A 19,052-nucleotide genomic window follows, 5' to 3' on the forward strand; every position below is an offset into this window, starting at 1 on the left:
CACACGTGTCTGCTGAAGTCCAAATGATCAATCCGGCCGCGGCGAACGCGGCTACCAGAGGCCGCGACGCCGCGCATGGCGATGCGACGGGGCAGGAGTTCCTCGTCTTCACGCTCGGCGACGAGGAATACGGGATCGACATCCTGAAGGTGCAGGAAATCCGCGGCTACGACAGCGTCACGCGCATCGCGAACGCCCCGGACTTCATCAAGGGCGTGATCAACCTGCGCGGCATCATCGTGCCGATCGTCGACATGCGGATCAAGTTCCATCTCGGCCGCGTCGAGTACGACCACCAGACCGTCGTGATCATCCTGAACGTGTCGAACCGCGTGGTCGGGATGGTGGTCGACGGCGTGTCGGACGTGCTGACGCTGCAGACGGACCAGATCATGCCGGCGCCGGAATTCGGCGCGACGCTGACGACCGAGTACCTGACGGGCCTCGGCACCGTCGACGGCCGCATGCTGATCCTGATGGACATCGAGAAGCTGATGTCGAGCCGGGAAATGGCGTTGATCGAAACGCTCGGCGGGTAAGTGCGCCGCGCACGCAGGAATTTCGGGAGAATCTGCAATGTTGCATAACTGGTCGATCCGCACGACGCTCACGGCGGTCGGACTCATCCTCGTGGGCCTGGCCGCCGCGGTCGGCGGCCTCGGCCTTTACGCGCTCGATCACGCGAGCCGCTCGCTCGACGAGATCGCGCACGTCGATCTGCCGGCGATCCATACGCTCGACGACACGTCGTCGTACCTGCTGCGCGCACGCGTGTCGCTCGACCGCTTCCGCTCGCTGACCGAGGCCGGTAACACGGCCGACGCGAGCAAGGTGCTGGAGCGCGCACAGGAGCTGTACACGAAGTCGAACCAGAACTGGCAGGCGTTCCAGGCAACGCCGAAGCTCGGCATCGAGCAGGCGCTCGTCGACGACCTCGCCGCGCGCTACGCGACGATCGTGAAGGAAGGCGTCGAGCCGGAATTCGCGGCCGCGCGCGCGGGCGACATGGCGGCCTATCACGCGGTCGCCGACACCAAGATCAGCCCGATGTTCGTCGCGTACGACCAGGCGGCAGCGGCCGTGGTCGCGTCGCTGCAGAAGCGCGCGGAAGAACGCCAGACCGCGACGCAGTCGCAGATCTCGATGATGATCGGCCTGATCGCGGCCGGCGTCGCGATTGCGTTCGTTGTCGTGATCGCGATCCGCTTCGCGCTGCGCGGGCTGATCACCAATCCGCTCGAAGACGCGATCGCGCACTTCGAGCGCATCGCCGGCGGCGACCTCACGCAGCCGGTGAACGTGTCCAGCACCAACGAGATCGGCCGGCTGTTCGGCGGCATCAAGCGGATGCAGGACGCGGTGACGACGATGGTGCAGGCCGTGCATCGCGGCACCGAGTCGATCGACGTCGGCGCGCGCGAGATCTCGACCGGCAACACCGACCTGTCGCAGCGCACCGAGGAGCAGGCCGCGTCGCTGCAGGAAACCGCCTCGAGCATGGAGCAGCTGACGGGCACCGTGCGCCAGAACGCGGAGAACGCGCGGCAGGCGAGCCAGCTCGCGGTGAACGCGTCCGACATCGCGACGCACGGCGGCGAAGTCGTCGGCCAGGTCGTGTCGACGATGCAGGACATCGCGGCGAGCTCGGGCAAGGTCGTCGACATCATCGGCACGATCGAAGGCATCGCGTTCCAGACCAACATCCTCGCGCTGAACGCGGCGGTCGAAGCCGCGCGCGCGGGCGAGCAGGGCCGCGGCTTCGCGGTGGTCGCGGGCGAAGTGCGCTCGCTGGCCCAGCGCAGCGCGAGCGCCGCCAAGGAAATCAAGCAGCTGATCGGCGATTCGGCCGAGAAGGTCGAAAGCGGGTCGGCGCTCGTCGCGCGGGCCGGTTCGACGATGGACGAGATCGTGCAGGCCGTGCGCCGCGTGACCGACATCATGGGCGAGATCAGCGCCGCGTCGGACGAGCAGTCGACCGGCATCGAGCAGGTCAATCGCGCGGTCGGCCAGATGGACTCGGTCACGCAGCAGAACGCGGCGCTCGTCGAGCAGGCCGCGGCGGCGGCCGCGTCGCTCGAGGAACAGACGCGCCAGATGAAGGCGATCGTGTCGGACTGGCGCGTCGCGGGCGGCATCGCGATGGTGCCGGTGCGCGGCGCCGCGCGCCCGGCCGCACATGCACCGGCCCCGGCGTTGCCGTCGGAGAACCGTTACGACGCCGCGCCGGCAGCGCATGCACCGCAGGCCGCCGCCCAGCCGGCCCGCCGCGCGGCGCCCGCGCCGCAGTCCGCGGCACCGACGACGCGCCACGAAGCGAAGCGCCCGACGGATTCCGCCGCACGCGCATCGAAGGAAGCGCCGGCCGCGGGCGGCTACGGCCCGCGTCTCGCGAAGGCCGCTGCAGCATCGCCCAAGCCGGCCGAGAAGCCCGCACTGGTGCGTCCGGCGCTGAACGGCGAGAAGCCGGCGCTGGCCGCGGCCGGTGCCTCCGACGACGACTGGGAGACCTTCTAAGCCATGCCGTCCGCGCGCGCACCGTTTCGACCCGATGCACCGGATACCTCGCCCCGCGCGGGCGAGCCGGGGCGCGACTTCGCGTTTACCGGCGCGGATTTCGCACGCATCCGCGCGCTGATCCATCAACGCGCAGGCATCTCGCTGTCCGAGCACAAGCGCGACATGGCGTACAGCCGGCTGGCACGCCGGCTGCGCGCACGCGGCCTCGACACGTTCCGCGACTATCTCGACCTGCTCGAGCAGGAGGACGATCCGCTCGAGTGGGAGGCGTTCACCAACGCGCTGACGACGAACCTGACCGCGTTCTTCCGCGAGTCGCACCATTTCCCGATCCTGGCCGACTTCGTGAAGGGGCGTGCGGCGCCCGTGTCGGTGTGGTGTTCGGCGGCGTCGACCGGCGAGGAGCCTTACTCGATCGCGATCACGCTGATCGAGGCGCTCGGCGAGTCGGCCGCGCGCGGCGCATCGATCCTCGCGACCGACCTCGACACGCAGGTGCTCGCGAAGGCCGAGGCCGGCATCTATACATACGACCAGGTCAAGCACCTGAGCCCGGAGCGGCTCAAGCGCTTCTTCCTGAAGGGCACCGGCGCGCAGGCCGGCCGCGTGAAGGTGCGCCCGGAACTGCGCGCGATGATCCGCTTCGAGCAGCTGAACCTGACCGATGCCGACTACGGGATCGCGAAGCCGTTCGACGCGATCTTCTGCCGCAACGTGATGATCTATTTCGACAAGCCGACGCAAGGGCAGGTGCTGTCGCGCTTCGATCCGCTCGTGAAGCCGGGCGGGCTGCTGTTCGCCGGGCATTCGGAGAATTTCACGTACGTCACGCAGGCGTTCCGGCTGCGCGGGCAGACGGTGTACGAACTGACGCGCGATGCCGCGCAAGGCTCGCGCCCGCGCGGCGCGGCGCCGGCCGCCGCCGCGCCGCCGCGCACCCCCGCACGTGCCGCGCTCGCTTACGGAGAACGCGGATGAGCGGCCTGCCGATCGCGACCAATCGCTACTTCGACAATCACTTCGAACGCCCGGGCGTGAAGTTGCTGCCGAACGAGTTCTACACGACGTCCGAGGACATGGTGCTGATGACCGTGCTCGGCTCGTGCGTCGCCGCGTGCCTGCACGACCCGCTCGCGGGCATCGGCGGGATGAATCACTTCATGTTGCCCGACGACGGCGCCGATGCCGGCGCGGCCGCGTCGGATTCGATGCGCTACGGCGCGTACGCGATGGAAGTGCTGATCAACGAACTGATCAAGGCCGGCGGGCGCCGCGAGCGCATCGAGGCGAAGGTGTTCGGCGGCGCGGCCGTGCTGGCCGGGATGACGACGATCAACATCGGCGATCGCAACGCGGATTTCGTGCGCCGCTATCTCGCGCTCGAACGCATCCGCATCACCGCGGAGGATCTGCAGGGCGTGCACCCGCGCAAGGTCGCGTTCATGCCGCGCACCGGGCGCGCGATGGTGAAGAAGCTGCGGCTGCAGGTGCCGGGTGTGACCGAGCGCGAAGCCGCGCTGGCGCGCGAGGCCGACCGCGTGCGGGCCGGCCGGCAGCGCGCGCACGTCGAGCTGTTCGCGGCGAAGCGGCCGGCCGCGCCGCCGCCGGCGCGCCCGCGCATCGAGCTGTTCGGCGCACGCGGCGCCGGCGGCGCGCAGACGACGAACACGAAGACCGGCGGCACGTACGCCGGCAGCCCGACCGCGGCCAACCTTTCGAGAAAGCAGGAGGCATGACCGCAGTGCAGAAGATCAAAGTGTTGTGCGTCGACGATTCGGCGCTGATCCGCAGCCTGATGACGGAGATCATCAACAGCCAGCCCGACATGACGGTGTGCGCGACCGCGCCCGATCCGCTCGTCGCGCGCGATCTCATCAAGCAGCACAACCCGGACGTCCTGACGCTGGACGTCGAAATGCCGCGCATGGACGGGCTCGACTTCCTCGAGAAGCTGATGCGCCTGCGGCCGATGCCGGTCGTGATGGTGTCGTCGCTGACCGAGCGCGGCTCCGAGATCACGCTGCGCGCGCTCGAACTCGGCGCGGTGGATTTCGTCACGAAGCCGCGCGTCGGGATTCGCGACGGCATGCTCGACTACGCGGAAAAGCTCGCGGACAAGATCCGCGCGGCATCGCGCGCCCGCGTGCGGCAGACGCCGCAGCCGCAGGCCGCCGCGCCCACGGCGAGCGGCCAGCCGGCCGCGCCGATGATCAACAACCCGCTCGTCAGTACCGAGAAGCTGATCATCATCGGCGCGTCGACGGGCGGCACCGAGGCGATCCGCGAGGTGCTGACGCCGCTGCCGCCGGATGCGCCGGCGGTGCTGATCGCGCAGCACATGCCGCCCGGCTTCACCAAGTCGTTCGCGCAGCGGCTGAACGGCCTGTGCCGGATCGCGGTGAAGGAAGCCGAGCACGGCGAACGCGTGCTGCCGGGCCATGCGTATATCGCGCCGGGCCATGCGCACCTGCTGCTCGCGCGCAGCGGCGCGAACTACATCGCGCAGCTGTCCGACGAGCCGCCGGTGAACCGCCACCGGCCGTCGGTCGACGTGCTGTTCCGCTCGGCGGCGCAGCATGCGGGCAAGAACGCGATCGGCGTGATCCTCACGGGGATGGGCCGCGACGGCGCGTCCGGCCTGCTGGACATGAAGCGCGCGGGCGCCCACACGTTTGCGCAGGACGAGGCGAGTTGCATCGTGTTCGGGATGCCGCGCGAGGCGATCGCGCTCGGTGGCGCGGACGAGGTCGTCTCGCTTGCCGAGATGAGCCGGCGCGTGATGGCGCGCCTGGCGACGATGGGCGATCGCGTGCAGCGCGTCTGAATCAAATGTCACGGGGCACGTGCGATGCTGCGGGCCCCGACGGTAACGAATCTGCAAAGGAACGACGATGGACAAGAGCATGAAAATCCTGGTGGTGGACGATTTCCCGACGATGCGCCGGATCGTCCGCAACCTGCTCAAGGAACTGGGCTATACGAACGTCGACGAAGCCGAGGACGGCGCGGCCGGCCTCGCGCGGCTGCGCGGCGGCGGCTTCGACTTCGTGATCTCCGACTGGAACATGCCGAACCTCGACGGCCTCGCGATGCTGAAGGAAATCCGCGCGGACGCGACGCTCACGCACCTGCCGGTGCTGATGGTCACGGCCGAGTCGAAGAAGGAGAACATCATCGCGGCGGCGCAGGCGGGCGCGAGTGGCTATGTCGTGAAGCCGTTCACGGCCGCGACGCTCGACGAGAAGCTGAACAAGATCATCGACAAGATGGCGAAGGCCGGGAGCTGACGTGAACGAGCCGATCCATGCGGCGCTCGCCGGCACGGGCTTCAGTGCCGACAGCCACGCCGAAGGCGCCGATTTCGCGAGCGACCGGATCCTCGCGCGCATCGGCCAGGTCACGCGCGCGCTGCGCGACTCGATGCGCGAACTGGGGCTCGACAAGCACGTCGAGCGCGCGGCGGAAGCCGTGCCCGATGCGCGCGACCGGCTGCGCTACGTCGCGACGATGACCGAGCAGGCGGCCGAGCGCGTGCTGAACGCGATCGAGATCGCGAAGCCGGTGCAGGAGCGCATCCAGAACGAGGCCGAGGCGCTCGACGCGCGCTGGACGCAGTGGTACGCGGCGCCGATCGAGCACGCGGAAGTGCGCGAGCTGATGGACGACACGCGCACGTTCCTGCACGCGCTGCCCGACGCGACGTCGGCGACCAGCGCGCAGCTGCTCGAGATCATGCTCGCGCAGGATTTCCAGGACCTGACCGGGCAGGTGATCAAGAAGATCATGGACATGGTCTACCTGATCGAGCAGCAACTGCTCACCGTGCTCGTCGAGAACATCGCGCCCGAGCGGCGCGAGCAGTTCGCGGCGACCGCCGCCGCGCTCGCGGCCGAGCAGATCAGCTCGACCGGCAGCCCCGAGTCGCTGCTGAACGGGCCGCAGATCGCGCCGGAAGGCAAGTCCGACGTCGTGCAGGATCAGGCGCAGGTCGACGACCTGCTCGCAAGCCTCGGCTTCTGAGGCTGCCCGCGGCTTCTCATGGCATCGGCGCCGCTCCCATGTCTCGGAGCGGCCCGACGCGCATGGCCTTCGCCGGTTTCCCCCCACCGGCCGGAAGCGGGCCGTTGCGCACGTCGTGCCGCGACGATTTGACACTCCGACACACTCCGCAGGCATACTACGCGTCAGCAGTAACGACGCGTCATTCTTACGACTTTCACATGTTGGCCGGTGGCGCCGAGCCTGATGGGGGCCCGCCGGCAACGAAGCCAGTCCCTTTGGGGGGGAACGTGAAGCTGAAACGCTTGGGCTGGGCCGCCACGCATGTGGCGGCTGCAATGGGTGTGCTGTGGAGCGTCCACGCACACGCCGAACTGGGCGGTGCACCGATGTCGCCGCCGGCGGACGATCACGCCGCCACCGTGCGCGCGATGCAGCGCGCGATGCGCTCGGCCGACGGCGCGCAGGCGAGCACGGCCGCCTACACCGTCCGCGAGATCACGCTCGGATCGGGCACCGTCATCCACGAATACACGACCGCCGCGGGCACCGTGTTCGGCCTTGCCTGGCGCGGGCCGAGCATGCCGGACCTCGCGTCGCTGCTCGGCAGCTATTTCCCGCAGTACACCGCCGGCGTCCAGGCCGCGCACGCGGCGCGCGGCTGGCGCGCGCCCGTGTCCGTCGATACAACCGGGCTCGTGATCCGCACGGGCGGCCACATGGGCGCCTTCGCGGGCCAGGCGTGGCTGCCGGCGGCGCTGCCTGCCGGCCTGTCCGGCACCGATATCCAGTGACAGCGGGAGAGCGATCTTGAGAATTCCTCGTACCTTCAAGCGCTGGGTCGGCCTGCTGAGCCTGGCGGCTGCCACGGCCATGCTCGTGACCGCATGCGGCGGCGGCGACGACAACAACGGCGGTAGCGGCGGCGGCAATGGTGGCGGCAACGTATCGGACGGCAACACCGCGAACACGGCCGTGATCACGGTCGGCACCGGCGTCGCGCACGTGATCAACATCCCGACCGTCAACGTGAAGATCTGCGCGCCGGGCACGTCGAACTGCCAGGTGGTCAACAACGTGCTCGTCGACACCGCGTCGTACGGGCTGCGGCTGGTCGGCAGCGCCGTGTCGGGCGTGTTGAACAAGCTGCCGCAGGTGACGAGCGGCGGCGCGCCGGTCGCCGAATGCGGGAAGTTCGTGTCGAGCTACACCTGGGGCACGGTGCGTACCGTCGACCTGACGATCGGCTCCGAGCAGGCGGGTTCGCTGCCGGTGCAGATCATCGGCGACCTCGGCACGAGCAACGTACCGAGCTCGTGCACGAACGGCGGCGCGTCGGCCAACACGGCGAACGACCTCGGCGCGAACGGCATCCTCGGCATCGGGCCGGCGCCGGTCGATTGCGGCACCAACTGCGCGACGTCGACGTCGGCGACGTTCAACAACTACTACGCGTGCCCGAACGGCAATGCGAGCTGCGCGGTGACGCCGGTGCCGGTGGCGCAGCAGGTGGCCAACCCGGTCCATCGCTTCGCGACCGACAACAACGGCGTGATCGTGCAGATGCCGAGCATCTCGAACAACGGGCAGGGCAGCGCGACGGGCCTGCTGACGTTCGGGATCGGCACGCAGAGCAACAACGCGCTCGGGGCGTCGACGGTGTTGACGTCGTCGACGACGGGCGACGTGAGCGCGACGTTCCTCGGCAGCAGCGTGACCGCGTTCTTCGATACGGGCTCGAACGCGTACTTCTTCAACGATTCGGCGCAGAAATCCTGCACGACCAATACGCAGTTCTACTGCCCGTCGTCGTCGACCACCTATACGGCGACGCTGACCGGCAAGAACGGTACGTCGGGCGGCGTGTCGATGCCCGTCGCGAACGCCGATTCGCTGTTCGCGAACGCGTCGACGTTCGCGTTCAACGACATCGCCGGCCCGTTCGGCGCGGCCGGCTGGCTCGATATCGGCATGCCGCACTTCTACGGCAAGACGATCTACTTCGGGATGGACAAGACGTCGAGCGGCGGCGCGCAGCCTTACGTCGCGTTCTGAGCGCGCACGAACGGCAGCAGCAAGAGGGGGCGAGCGATCGCCCCCTTTTTTTATCCCGCCGGCGGCGGGCTGCAGGCGGACTACGTACCGGGCGGCCGCGCCGCGCCGACACAGCGCCTACGATATAAGACCGGCACCGGTGCCGGCACGACATCGAGGAGACAGCGCCATGAGTCAGCGCATTCAACGCATCACGCCGTTTCTGTGGTTCGACCAGGACGCCGAGGCGGCCGCCCGCTTCTACGTGTCGGTGTTCGACGACGCGCGCATCCTGCACGTCGCCCGCTACGGCAAATCCGGCGCGCAAGCGTCGGGCCAGGCCGAGGGCGCGGTGATGACGGTGTCGTTCGAACTGGACGGGCAGGCGTTTCTCGCGCTCAACGGCGGCCCGGCATTTCCGCTCACGCCGGCCGTGTCGTTCGTCGTCAATTGCCGCGACCAGCGCGAGATCGACCGCTACTGGGCCGCCCTCTCCGAAGGCGGCGACGAGCGCGCGCAGCAGTGCGGCTGGCTGCGCGACCGCTTCGGCGTGTCGTGGCAGGTGGTGCCCGTGCAGATGTCCGAGCTGATGGCGGGCGACCCGGCACGCGCCGAACGCGTGATGGCGCAGGTGATGAAGATGAAGAAGCTCGATCTCGATGCGCTGCAGCAGGCGGCGGCCGGCTAGCGCCGATGTCGGCCGGGAGGCGGTATTGTCGACGCGGGCATGCGACGCCCCGAAGCTATTCCCGGCCGGCCGGTAAATCGATCGCCAACCGATTGTTTTGATTATCGATCGTGATCCGTTTCATCCTGGTGTAATCAATTCATGGATTATCCGGATGATATTTTTGTCGGGGCGTTGCGATTATAAAAATGGCGTGACATGCACTCGGTGATACGGCGCACCGTCGCTGTGACCGCTCTGGCGCGGCGAAGACGCCACGACGGCGAGCGGCACGCGAAAAGAGATGCGATGTGTGGAAATTCAAACTTATAATGCCCGCGTTGTTTCCGGGGTCGTCGATTTAAAACAGGAGGGCAATAAGATGAATTTCACCGAAGCCGTTCGTTCCGTATTCAATCAGTATGCGAAATTCGAAGGCCGCGCACGTCGCGCCGAGTACTGGTATTTCGCGCTGCTCACCGGCGTCGTGTCGATCGCCGTCCAGCTGCTCGCCGCCGCCGGCCGCGAAAGCGGCGCGATTCCGCTGCTGCTGGCGATCGTCGCGCTGGTCGTGTCGCTCGCGCTGGTGCTGCCGAGCCTCGCGGTCACCGTCCGGCGCCTGCACGATACCGGCCGCTCCGGCTGGTTCCTGCTGATCGCGTGCATTCCGCTCATCGGCGGGATCCTGCTGCTCGTGTGGATGTGCTCGCGCGGCACGAACGGCCCGAACCGCTTCGGCACGGATCCGATCCCGGCGATCTGAGCGCCGGCCGCCCCGACGCGCGGCCGTCGCGTCGGGGCGGGCCGATGATCGCTTCGCGGCTGCCTCGATTCACCGCTTTCCCGCCTCACCACCTCACCACCTCACCACCTCACCACCTCACCACCTCACCACCTCACCACCTCACCACCTCACCACCTCACCACCTCACCACCTCACCACCTCACCACCTCACCACCTCACCACCTCACCACCTCACCACCTCACCACCTCACCGCCTCCTCCGCTTCACCACACCCGCTCGCGCACGCGTTTCCGCACGGTCTTCCGCCCGCCGCACCCACCCGCCGCCTCTCGCCGCACCGGCTTGCCCGATTCCCCGAAATACCCCCCTTTCCCGGCTTTGCTCGACCGATCGGCGTTTGACGTGCGCATGAATAATCGGTGTCACTGGAAAGCGGCATTTCGCCGTACCCGACTGGAGGCCCCGTGGCAGACGAGAGCGATCTCGACAGAACCGAAGCCGCCACTCCGAGACGCCGCGAAAAGGCGCGCGAGGAGGGGCAGGTCGCGCGTTCGCGCGAGCTGGCTTCGTTCGCGCTGCTCGCGGCCGGGTTCTACGGCGCGTGGCTGCTCGCGGGTCCGTCGGGCGCCCATCTCCAGGCCATGCTGCGCGGCGCGTTCGCGTTCGACCGCGCCACCGCGTTCGACACGCACCGGATGCTGTCGGCGGCCGGCAGCGCGAGCATCGAAGGGCTCGCCGCGCTGCTGCCGATCCTCGCGCTCACCGGCCTTGCCGCGCTGCTCGCGCCGATGGCGCTCGGCGGCTGGCTGATCTCGCAGAAGACCTTCGAGCTGAAGTTCGACCGCCTGAACCCGATCTCGGGCCTCGGCCGCATCTTCTCGATCCAGGGGCCGATCCAGCTCTTGATGTCGCTCGCGAAGACGCTGGTCGTGGGTGGGATCGGCGGCATCGCGATCTGGCGCAGCAAGGACGAGCTGCTCGGTCTCGCGACCCAGCCGCTCGGCTCGGCGCTCGCCGATGCGATGCATCTGGTCGCCGTGTGCTGCGGCGCGACGGTCGCCGGGATGCTGGTGGTCGCCGCGCTCGATGTGCCTTACCAAATCTGGCAGTACAACAAGAAGTTGCGCATGACGAAGGAAGAAGTGAAGCGCGAGCATCGCGAGAACGAGGGCGATCCGCACGTGAAGGGCCGCATCCGCCAGCAGCAGCGCGCGATCGCGCGGCGCCGGATGATGGCCGCCGTGCCGAAGGCCGACGTGGTCGTCACGAACCCGACGCACTTCGCCGTCGCGCTGCAATACACGGACGGCGAGATGCGCGCGCCGAAGGTCGTCGCGAAGGGCGTGAACCTCGTCGCCGCGCGCATCCGCGAACTCGCCGCCGAGCACAACGTGCCGCTGCTCGAAGCGCCGCCGCTCGCGCGTGCGCTGTATCACAACGTCGAAATCGAACGCGAGATTCCCGGCTCGCTGTACTCGGCCGTCGCCGAGGTGCTCGCGTGGGTTTACCAGCTGCGGCGCTTCCGCTCGGAAGGCGGCGCCTTCCCGGCCGCGCCGGTCGATCTCGAGGTGCCGGCCGACCTCGACAAGGGGACGTCGGTATCGGCCGACGACGCGCGTGAAGAAGCCGAGGACACGCTCGGCCAGCAAGGGAACGCAGCATGAGCACCCCGACCACCGGCCTGTTCGCCAAACGCACGAACCCGTTCGCGGGCACCAACCTGCGCGGGCTCGCGGGCCCCGTCCTCATCTGCATGATCCTGGGGATGATGATCCTGCCGCTGCCGCCGCTGCTGCTGGATCTGCTGTTCACCTTCAACATCGCGCTGTCGGTGATGGTGCTGCTCGTCAGCATGTACACGATGAAGCCGCTCGACTTCGCGGCGTTCCCGAGCGTGCTGCTGTTCTCGACGCTGTTGCGCCTGTCGCTGAACGTTGCGTCGACGCGCGTCGTGCTGCTCGAGGGCCACACCGGCCCCGACGCGGCGGGCCAGGTGATCGAGGCGTTCGGCCACTTCCTCGTCGGCGGCAACTTCGCGGTCGGCATCGTCGTGTTCGTGATCCTGATGATCATCAACTTCATGGTGATCACGAAGGGCGCGGGGCGGATCGCCGAAGTGTCCGCGCGCTTCACGCTCGACGCGATGCCCGGCAAGCAGATGGCGATCGACGCCGACCTGAACGCGGGCCTCATCAACGAAGAGCAGGCCCGCAAGCGCCGCCTGGCCGTGTCGCAGGAAGCCGAGTTCTACGGGTCGATGGACGGCGCGTCGAAGTTCGTGCGCGGCGACGCGATCGCGGGCCTGATCATCATGGCGATCAACGTGATCGGCGGGCTGATCGTCGGGATGGTGCAGCACGACATGAGCTTCGCGGCGGCCGGCACCAACTACACGCTGCTGACGATCGGCGACGGCCTCGTCGCGCAGATCCCGTCGCTCGTGATCTCGACGGCGGCCGGCGTGATCGTATCGCGCGTGGCGACCGACGAGGACATCGGCACGCAGATCACCGGCCAGCTGTTCACGAACCCGCGCGTGCTGAACATCACCGGCGCGATCATCGTGCTGATGGGGCTGATCCCCGGCATGCCGCACTTCGCGTTCCTCGCGCTCGGCGCCGGCGCGATCTGGCTGGCCCGCACGCAGAGCCGCCGCGCGGCGGCCCGCCTGGCCGCCGGCGACGTGACCGAGGTCGCGCCGCCCGCCGCGTTGCCGGGCGACAGCCACGAGGCGACCTGGGGCGACGTGCAGCTGATCGACCCGCTCGGCCTCGAAGTCGGCTACCGGCTGATTCCGCTCGTCGACAAGAACAGCGACGGCGAACTGCTCAAGCGCATCAAGAGCATCCGCAAGAAATTCGCGCAGGAAATCGGCTTCCTGCCGCCGGTGATCCATATCCGCGACAACCTCGAGCTGCGGCCGAACGCATACCGGATCGCGCTGAAGGGCGTGGAGATCGGCGCGGGCGAAGTGTTCCCGGGCCAGTGGCTCGCGATCAACCCGGGCCAGGTGACGGCCGCGCTGCCGGGCGCCGCGACGCAGGACCCGGCGTTCGGGCTGCCGGCCGTGTGGATCGACGTCGCGATGCGCGAGCAGGCGCAGGTGTACGGCTACACGGTCGTCGATGCGAGCACGGTCGTCGCGACGCACCTGAACCATCTGGTCGTCCAGCACGCGGCCGAACTGCTCGGCCGCCAGGAAGTGCAGGCGCTCGTCGAGCGCACCGGCAAGGATGCGCCGTCGCTCGTCGAGGACCTCGTGCCGAAGACGATCTCGCTGACGACCCTGCAGAAAGTGCTGCAGAACCTGCTCGAGGAAGGCGTGCCGATCCGCGACATGCGCACGATCCTCGAGGCCGTGTCCGAACACGCCGGCCGCGGCGACGCGTACGAGATCACCGCCGCGGTGCGGCTGTCGCTCGGCCGCGCGATCACGCAGCAGTGGTATCCGGGCGCGGGCGAGATGCAGGTGATGGGCCTCGATTCGAATCTCGAGCGCGTGCTGTCGCAGGCGCTCGCCACCGGCGCGAACCCGGGCCTCGAGCCCGGCCTCGCGCACAACCTTCTGACCGGCACGCAACAGGCGATGCTGCGTCAACAGAATCTCGGGCTGCCGCCCGTGCTGCTGGTGCAGCACGCGCTGCGCGCGATGCTCGCGCGTTTCCTGCGCCGCAGCCTGCCGCAACTGAAAGTGCTGTCGTATGCCGAAGTGCCGGACACACGCACGATCAAAGTCGTTAACGTCATCGGGGGTTCCGCTTGAACATTCGCAAATTCACTGGCGCGACCAGCCGCGACGCGCTTCGCCTCGTGCGAGAGGCCCTGGGCGCCGACGCCGTCGTGCTGTCGAACCGCACGCTCGATGACGGCAGCGTCGAAATCGTCGCACTCGCCGACTCGGATCTCGCCGCGGTCACGCCGCCGGCCGCCGCCCGCCCGCGCCTCGCATCGCGCGCACCGGAATCCGTGCCGGCCGCGGCCGTCCCGGGCATCGTGTCGCGCCCGGGCGCCGCGCTCGCGCGCCCGGCCGTGAATCCGTATGCAGCCGGCGACGGCGGGCTGCCGGACGTGTTCTCGTCGGTGTTCGGCGCAAGCGCCGAAGCGACGGAACCGGCCGCCTTCGATGCTGACTCACACGCAACGGACGCGGCGGCGCCGTCATCGGTTACGCCTGCACCCGCTGCCGGCGCACCGGCAGCGTCGTCCGAACCCGCGCCGTGGCTCGTCGAGCACGCGAAGCGCCTGACGCAGCAGCGCGAAGCGCTGATCGCCCGCGCGCAGGCGGCATCGGCCGCGCCGCAAGCACCGGCGCCGGCCCGCATGCAGCAGGACGCGGCGTCCGCGACGCCGGCCGGCTGGGCGCGCGACATCGTGCGCAACGCCGAACGCCGGATGCCGTCCGCGGCCGCCGCCGTCCGCGCGAGCGAAACGAGCGAAAGGAGCGCCGCGAAGCCGGCCGAACGCACGCCCCTGTCCGTCGACGCGGCCGCCGCGGTAGCCGACGCGGTGAAGGCGCGCATCGAGAGCATCGTCAACGACACGGTGATGCACGAGCTCGGCGCGATGCGCGGGATGATGGAAGAGCAGTTCGACAGCCTGATGTGGCATGACCGCCAGCGCCGCAGCCCGGTGCACGGCGCGCTGACCAAGCACTTGTTCTCGGCCGGTTTCTCCGCGCAGCTGGTGCGCATGATGGTCGACAACCTGCCGTCCGGCGACGGCGCGCAGACCTTCGAGCAGGCCGCCGAATGGGCGCAGTCGGTGCTCGCGGCGAACCTGCCGGTGCTCGAGAACGAAGACGCGCTGATGGAGCGCGGCGGTGTGTTCGCGCTGATGGGGCCGACCGGCGTCGGCAAGACGACCACCACCGCAAAGCTCGCGGCGCGCTGCGTGATGCGCTTCGGCGCGAGCAAGGTCGCGCTGCTGACCACCGACAGCTACCGGATCGGCGGCCATGAGCAGCTGCGCATCTTCGGCAAGATCCTCGGCGTGCCCGTGCACGCGGTGAAGGATGCGGGCGACCTCGAGCTTGCGCTGTCCGAGCTGCGCAACAAGCACATCGTGCTGATCGACACGATCGGCATGAGCCAGCGCGATCGCGCGCTGTCCGACCAGATCGCGATGCTGCACGGCGCGAACGCGCCGGTGCAGCGCCTGCTGCTGCTCAACGCGACGAGCCACGGCGACACGCTCAACGAGGTCGTCCAGGCCTACCGCAGCGCGGCCGAGTATCCGGATCTCGCCGGCTGCATCCTGACGAAGCTCGACGAGGCGACTCACCTCGGCGGCGTACTCGACACCGTGATCCGCTACAAGCTGCCCATTCACTACGTGTCGACCGGCCAGAAGGTGCCGGAGAACCTGTACGTCGCGTCGACCAAATTCCTGCTGAAGAGCGCGTTCTGTGTGCCGCGCGACGGTTCGCCCTTCGTGCCCGAGGACGAGGACATGCCGACGCTGCTTTCCGCACTGACCGCCCGTTCCACCGCCGATCTGCACGAGGTGCGATTTGGATAAACGGATCATCGACCAGGCAGAAGGGCTGCGGCGCCTGCTGGCCGGGCGCGCATCGCGCATCGTCGCGGTGACGGGCGGGCCGGCGGGCGTCGGTTGCACGACCACCGTCTTGAACGTCGCGGCCGCGTTGGCCGCGCTCGGCAAGGACGTGCTCGTCGTCGACGAGCGTGCCGACGTGCATTCGGCTTCGGCGACGCTGGCGGGCGCGTGGCTGCGCGACGGCGAACGCACGCGCGTCGCCGCCGGGTTCGGCCTGTGCGCGGCCGCGCGGCTCGCGCGCGACGGCTACAGCGACACGCAGCTGAGCGATTTCATCGACGGCCAGGCCGACATCGTGCTGGTCGACGCGCAGCTCGGCGCGGACGGCGCGTTCTCCGCGCTCGCGCGCGAGGCGCACGACGTGCTGATCGTCACGCGGGTTGCCGCGCAGGCGATCACCGAGGCCTACGCGTGCATGAAGCGGCTGCATTTCGCGCACGCGGTCGCGCAGTTCCGCGTGCTGACCAATCACGTCGGCAGCCACGCCGACGCCAGGACCGCATTCGACAACCTCGCGGGCGTCGCGAGCCGCTACCTGACGGTGTCGATCGCCGACGCCGGCTGCGTGAGCGCCGATCCGCTCGCCGAGCATGCGCGCGATCTGATGCATACCGTGGTCGACGCGTTCCCGTCGTCGGCCGCGGCGCGCGATTACCGGCAGATTGCCGCCGATTTGCTGTACTGGCCGATGCGCCCGAGTTCGGGTGCGGGGCGTGCCGTGCATGCGGGCGGCAAGCCGTCTTACGAGGCGGGTGCGGCTCACGCCGCGTGAGGAAGGAGAGAGCCATGATGTACAACGCTCAAGGCAAGATGACCCAGGCCGACGTGCTCGCGCAATACGCGCCGCTCGTGCGGCGCCTGGGGCTGCAGCTCGTCGCGAAGATGCCGGCGAGCGTCGACCTCGACGACCTGATCCAGGCCGGCATGATCGGCCTGATGGACGCGGCCGGCCGCTACAAGGAAGATCAGGGCGCGCAGTTCGAGACCTACGCGACCCAGCGCATCCGCGGTGCGATGCTCGACGAGCTGCGCAGCAACGACTGGCTGCCGCGCAGCCTGCGCAAGACGTCGCGCGAGGTCGAGTACGCGGTGCACCAGGTCGAGCAGCAGCTCGGCCGCTCGGCGAGCGAGACCGAGATCGCGCAGCACCTGAAGATGCCGCTCGACGAATACCAGGGGATGCTGCAGGACCTGCACGGCAGCCAGCTCATCTACTACGAGGATTTCGACCGCGCGGCCGACGACGAGCCGTTCCTCGACCGCTATCGCGTCGATCACGCCGATCCGCTGTCGGCGCTGCTCGACGACCACCTGCGCGAGGCGCTCGTCGAAGCGATCGACCGCCTGCCCGAGCGCGAGAAGCTGCTGATGTCGCTGTACTACGAGCGCGGGCTGAACCTGCGCGAGATCGGTGCGGTGCTCGAGGTCAGCGAGTCGCGCGTGTGCCAGCTGCACAGCCAAGCCGTCGCGCGCCTGCGCGCGCGGTTGCGCGAACAGGCGTGGGTTGGCGCGGAGAGCTGAATATGCCGGCTGATGGCGGCGCGGCACGTCATCCGCCGGGCAGGTCTTCCATCAGAGGCGGGCCGCTCAATTGCAACGTAATCAGATAGCGCTCGTCGTCCGGCCGGTTTTGGTGGACGAAGCGGCGAACGTCGATCGATACCTGGTACTTGTCGCCAGCCAGCCAGAATGTTTGCGGTGCGAGATTGGCACGCATGAGCGCTTTCATATCGCGGGTGTCGCTGATCGGCGGATGCTGCGCAGCGAAAATCTGACGCCAGCCTGCACGCCGCAACTGGTCCTGTAAATCGAGCAGGATCGCTATCGTCTCGTCCAGCGGCAGGGTCTTTGTCTGCGGAGACAACGTGACTGCCCGGACTGCTCCACGCTCGTCCGCGTAGAGGCTCAGAAACTTTGCTGCCGGCGTCACGAATCCATACTGACTGTCGCTGAACCGAAAGGCGGCTGGCCGTTTGACATGCAGGTCGATCGAATTGTCCTGCGTCGCAATCGGCAAGGTCGAGCGGGATTGCTGACGTACCTGCTCATACGGCTCGCCGATCGTCAGGGTAACCTGATCACCGGGGCGAAGCGCCACGAAGCTCCCCCACAAGACAGCCAGCGCAAGCGTGGCGCTTGCTATCCGCCAGCGCCAGCCAATTTTCCTGCTTTTCATCAACGGCCCCCTTGCGCGATGAGACGCAGTGAATTCTCCACAAGCACACGCTGAATTGGATCGCTCAGCAGATCGTCGAAGCGACGCGCAGCGCGCATCACAAACGCCATCCGCTGATCCGCATTGGCGAGGTTTGCCAGCGGTTGCTTGCTGAACACTTCCTGCTGTGCATTCCCGCCACTGACCGTGCATTGATTGGCAAGGGTCAACTGGATTTCTCGAGACGACGCTGACGGAATGTTGAGCGCCCAGGCAAACTGATTGGCTCGCATCAATATCGCGAAGTATGGATCGTCGTACATGGCGGGCTGGAGAATGTTCAGTTGCTCATGTCGAGCCAGCCACCTGACACCCTCGCTCAGGGTGCCCGTGTCGATTGCCCGGAATCCACTTCGAATTTCATCCTTGACGGCCGCAAACCGAACACTGTCGCCAATCGGCCAGCGAACTGTTCCCCTGAGCTGCTCCCGTTCTTTCAGGCAGCGCTCGAATCGCTGCAAGCCGAACTCCTTGTAGAACATGTGCAGCGGCCAGATATCAAGAAACAGCGCCGCGTTTCCCTTGGCGAGCATTTCATACGCCTTGCGTGAACCTTCCCCGTAGGCTTGATCGTGCACCGGCATTCGCGGCGACCCGTAAGGCGACAAGCGCTCCAGCGGGGAACTGGCCCGTTCCCAACGCTGGTACGCATCGCGCTGACGATTCGATCTGGCGATCATGTCGGCTGCGTTCAGCAGACCGCATCCGACCTGCTTCGACGCAAACGCGGCGAGCCCCGCCCATTGAAACCGGCGATCGTCGAGCCAGAGCTGCGCGTAGGCTGCGTTGATCCGCCGATTGATCGATATCGGGTCGCCATCCGAGACAATGGCTTCAGCCTGTCTCTGGAAGTGGCGCCAGCCGTTCACGCAATCCTGTCGGTCGTCCTCCGCACGCTGGTTTGCCGCAGCCTCTTCCTCTCGCCAATTCGGGTAGCAAATCGGGCAACGTCGATCGTCGCACTTCGACATTTCTCTCACTCGTTCTTGTGTCCAGCGGTTTCTCGTGCGCCGCCAGGACAGCCGTTGCGGCGTCGCGCTCATGCCGCGACCCTGAGCCGCGCGCTGCGTCAATCTAGCGCAGCCCGCGCCGCGCCCGTCTCAATAAAAGGGCGCGCTTCGAGCAGCGCGTCGCCGCGTATGGCATTCAACGGTCCGACACAAGAAATTTTCGTCGCGATTTGCTACAATCCCTCCCGTTTTCCGAGGAGCGTTGCGACGGACCTTCTGCGTCCGCCAGGCTCGGAGAGCTTCACCAAGCAGCCGTGCGGCGAGATTCGCGCCGGCCCCGCTTCCTGAACGGCGCTCACGTCACCAAT

Annotated in this window: 18 protein-coding genes and 1 riboswitch; of the genes, 16 read left to right on the top strand and 2 right to left on the bottom strand. The window is 68.0% G+C overall.

Annotation, left to right across the window (positions count from 1 at the left end; translation table 11 throughout):
- Positions 1 to 23: 23 nt before the first annotated feature.
- From cheW to LMA02_RS00935, 16 genes are all read left to right on the top strand, one after another.
- Positions 24 to 539, top strand: a complete 516-nt coding sequence (gene cheW / locus LMA02_RS00860; protein WP_105833970.1) for a chemotaxis protein CheW — start codon at positions 24 to 26, stop codon at positions 537 to 539.
- A gap of 37 nt (positions 540 to 576) precedes the next feature.
- A complete protein-coding gene (locus LMA02_RS00865) occupies positions 577 to 2,514 on the top strand; it encodes a methyl-accepting chemotaxis protein (RefSeq protein ID WP_228906457.1) in 1,938 nt (645 codons plus the stop codon).
- Between the two features lie 3 nt (positions 2,515 to 2,517).
- Positions 2,518 to 3,495 (top strand): CheR family methyltransferase, encoded by a 978-nt coding sequence (locus LMA02_RS00870; protein ID WP_228906458.1) that lies wholly within the window; start codon positions 2,518 to 2,520, stop codon positions 3,493 to 3,495.
- Complete coding sequence (cheD, locus tag LMA02_RS00875; protein ID WP_228906460.1) at positions 3,492 to 4,253, top strand: chemoreceptor glutamine deamidase CheD; 762 nt, start codon at positions 3,492 to 3,494, stop codon at positions 4,251 to 4,253. The genes LMA02_RS00870 and cheD overlap by 4 nt, the downstream gene beginning before the upstream one ends.
- Positions 4,250 to 5,341, top strand: a complete 1,092-nt coding sequence (locus LMA02_RS00880) for a protein-glutamate methylesterase/protein-glutamine glutaminase (RefSeq protein WP_228906463.1) — start codon at positions 4,250 to 4,252, stop codon at positions 5,339 to 5,341. Before cheD ends, LMA02_RS00880 begins: the two co-directional genes overlap by 4 nt.
- A gap of 67 nt (positions 5,342 to 5,408) precedes the next feature.
- Complete coding sequence (gene cheY, locus LMA02_RS00885; protein WP_006754880.1) at positions 5,409 to 5,804, top strand: chemotaxis response regulator CheY; 396 nt, start codon at positions 5,409 to 5,411, stop codon at positions 5,802 to 5,804.
- A 1-nt stretch (position 5,805) separates the two neighbouring features.
- On the top strand, positions 5,806 to 6,537 hold the full coding sequence (gene cheZ / locus LMA02_RS00890; RefSeq protein ID WP_228906465.1) for a protein phosphatase CheZ: 732 nt from the start codon (positions 5,806 to 5,808) through the stop codon (positions 6,535 to 6,537).
- 269 nt (positions 6,538 to 6,806) lie between these two features.
- The gene (locus LMA02_RS00895) at positions 6,807 to 7,310 is read left to right on the top strand and encodes a DUF2844 domain-containing protein (RefSeq protein WP_228906467.1); all 504 of its coding nucleotides are present in this window, start codon (positions 6,807 to 6,809) and stop codon (positions 7,308 to 7,310) included.
- Positions 7,311 to 7,326: 16 nt separating this feature from the next.
- Positions 7,327 to 8,571 carry a DUF3443 domain-containing protein gene (locus LMA02_RS00900; protein WP_228906468.1) on the top strand — a complete coding sequence of 415 codons (1,245 nt, stop codon included), beginning with the start codon at positions 7,327 to 7,329 and terminating at the stop codon, positions 8,569 to 8,571.
- A gap of 169 nt (positions 8,572 to 8,740) precedes the next feature.
- Complete coding sequence (locus LMA02_RS00905) at positions 8,741 to 9,238, top strand: VOC family protein (RefSeq protein WP_166726197.1); 498 nt, start codon at positions 8,741 to 8,743, stop codon at positions 9,236 to 9,238.
- A gap of 361 nt (positions 9,239 to 9,599) precedes the next feature.
- Complete coding sequence (locus LMA02_RS00910; RefSeq protein WP_228906469.1) at positions 9,600 to 9,980, top strand: DUF805 domain-containing protein; 381 nt, start codon at positions 9,600 to 9,602, stop codon at positions 9,978 to 9,980.
- 447 nt (positions 9,981 to 10,427) lie between these two features.
- Positions 10,428 to 11,627 carry a flagellar biosynthesis protein FlhB gene (flhB, locus tag LMA02_RS00915; RefSeq protein WP_166726198.1) on the top strand — a complete coding sequence of 400 codons (1,200 nt, stop codon included), beginning with the start codon at positions 10,428 to 10,430 and terminating at the stop codon, positions 11,625 to 11,627.
- Positions 11,624 to 13,726, top strand: a complete 2,103-nt coding sequence (flhA, locus tag LMA02_RS00920; RefSeq protein ID WP_228906470.1) for a flagellar biosynthesis protein FlhA — start codon at positions 11,624 to 11,626, stop codon at positions 13,724 to 13,726. The genes flhB and flhA overlap by 4 nt, the downstream gene beginning before the upstream one ends.
- Positions 13,723 to 15,480 (top strand): flagellar biosynthesis protein FlhF, encoded by a 1,758-nt coding sequence (gene flhF, locus LMA02_RS00925; protein WP_228906471.1) that lies wholly within the window; start codon positions 13,723 to 13,725, stop codon positions 15,478 to 15,480. Before flhA ends, flhF begins: the two co-directional genes overlap by 4 nt.
- Entirely contained in the window at positions 15,473 to 16,291 is an 819-nt protein-coding gene (locus LMA02_RS00930) for a MinD/ParA family ATP-binding protein (protein WP_228906472.1), read from the top strand. Before flhF ends, LMA02_RS00930 begins: the two co-directional genes overlap by 8 nt.
- A 14-nt stretch (positions 16,292 to 16,305) precedes the next feature.
- A complete protein-coding gene (locus LMA02_RS00935; RefSeq protein WP_228906473.1) occupies positions 16,306 to 17,040 on the top strand; it encodes an RNA polymerase sigma factor FliA in 735 nt (244 codons plus the stop codon).
- 28 nt (positions 17,041 to 17,068) lie between these two features.
- On the opposite strand, the gene LMA02_RS00940 is transcribed toward LMA02_RS00935, so the two are convergent.
- The gene (locus tag LMA02_RS00940) at positions 17,069 to 17,695 is read right to left on the bottom strand and encodes a flagellar biosynthesis sigma factor (RefSeq protein WP_228906474.1); all 627 of its coding nucleotides are present in this window, start codon (positions 17,693 to 17,695) and stop codon (positions 17,069 to 17,071) included.
- Positions 17,695 to 18,705 carry a DUF2515 family protein gene (locus tag LMA02_RS00945; protein WP_228906477.1) on the bottom strand — a complete coding sequence of 337 codons (1,011 nt, stop codon included), beginning with the start codon at positions 18,703 to 18,705 and terminating at the stop codon, positions 17,695 to 17,697. The genes LMA02_RS00940 and LMA02_RS00945 overlap by 1 nt, the downstream gene beginning before the upstream one ends.
- Positions 18,706 to 18,932: 227 nt before the next feature.
- Positions 18,933 to 19,048, top strand: a riboswitch (S-adenosyl-L-homocysteine riboswitch).
- The last annotated feature ends 4 nt before the right edge of the window (positions 19,049 to 19,052 follow it).

The sequence above is a fragment of the Burkholderia sp. B21-005 genome (assembly GCF_020843965.1).
GTDB classification, from domain to species: Bacteria; Pseudomonadota; Gammaproteobacteria; order Burkholderiales; family Burkholderiaceae; genus Burkholderia; species Burkholderia ambifaria.

Bases quoted from the DNA above. Each gene is read 5' to 3' on its own strand.
- cheW (WP_105833970.1), top strand. From the start codon at position 24: ATGATCAATCCGGCCGCGGCGAACGCGGCTACCAGAGGCCGCGACGCC.
- LMA02_RS00865 (WP_228906457.1), top strand. From the start codon at position 577: ATGTTGCATAACTGGTCGATCCGCACGACGCTCACGGCGGTCGGACTC.
- LMA02_RS00870 (WP_228906458.1), top strand. From the start codon at position 2,518: ATGCCGTCCGCGCGCGCACCGTTTCGACCCGATGCACCGGATACCTCG.
- cheD (WP_228906460.1), top strand. From the start codon at position 3,492: ATGAGCGGCCTGCCGATCGCGACCAATCGCTACTTCGACAATCACTTC.
- LMA02_RS00880 (WP_228906463.1), top strand. From the start codon at position 4,250: ATGACCGCAGTGCAGAAGATCAAAGTGTTGTGCGTCGACGATTCGGCG.
- cheY (WP_006754880.1), top strand. From the start codon at position 5,409: ATGGACAAGAGCATGAAAATCCTGGTGGTGGACGATTTCCCGACGATG.
- LMA02_RS00905 (WP_166726197.1), top strand. From the start codon at position 8,741: ATGAGTCAGCGCATTCAACGCATCACGCCGTTTCTGTGGTTCGACCAG.
- LMA02_RS00910 (WP_228906469.1), top strand. From the start codon at position 9,600: ATGAATTTCACCGAAGCCGTTCGTTCCGTATTCAATCAGTATGCGAAA.
- flhA (WP_228906470.1), top strand. From the start codon at position 11,624: ATGAGCACCCCGACCACCGGCCTGTTCGCCAAACGCACGAACCCGTTC.
- LMA02_RS00935 (WP_228906473.1), top strand. From the start codon at position 16,306: ATGATGTACAACGCTCAAGGCAAGATGACCCAGGCCGACGTGCTCGCG.
- LMA02_RS00940 (WP_228906474.1), bottom strand. From the start codon at position 17,695: ATGAAAAGCAGGAAAATTGGCTGGCGCTGGCGGATAGCAAGCGCCACG.
- LMA02_RS00945 (WP_228906477.1), bottom strand. From the start codon at position 18,705: ATGTCGAAGTGCGACGATCGACGTTGCCCGATTTGCTACCCGAATTGG.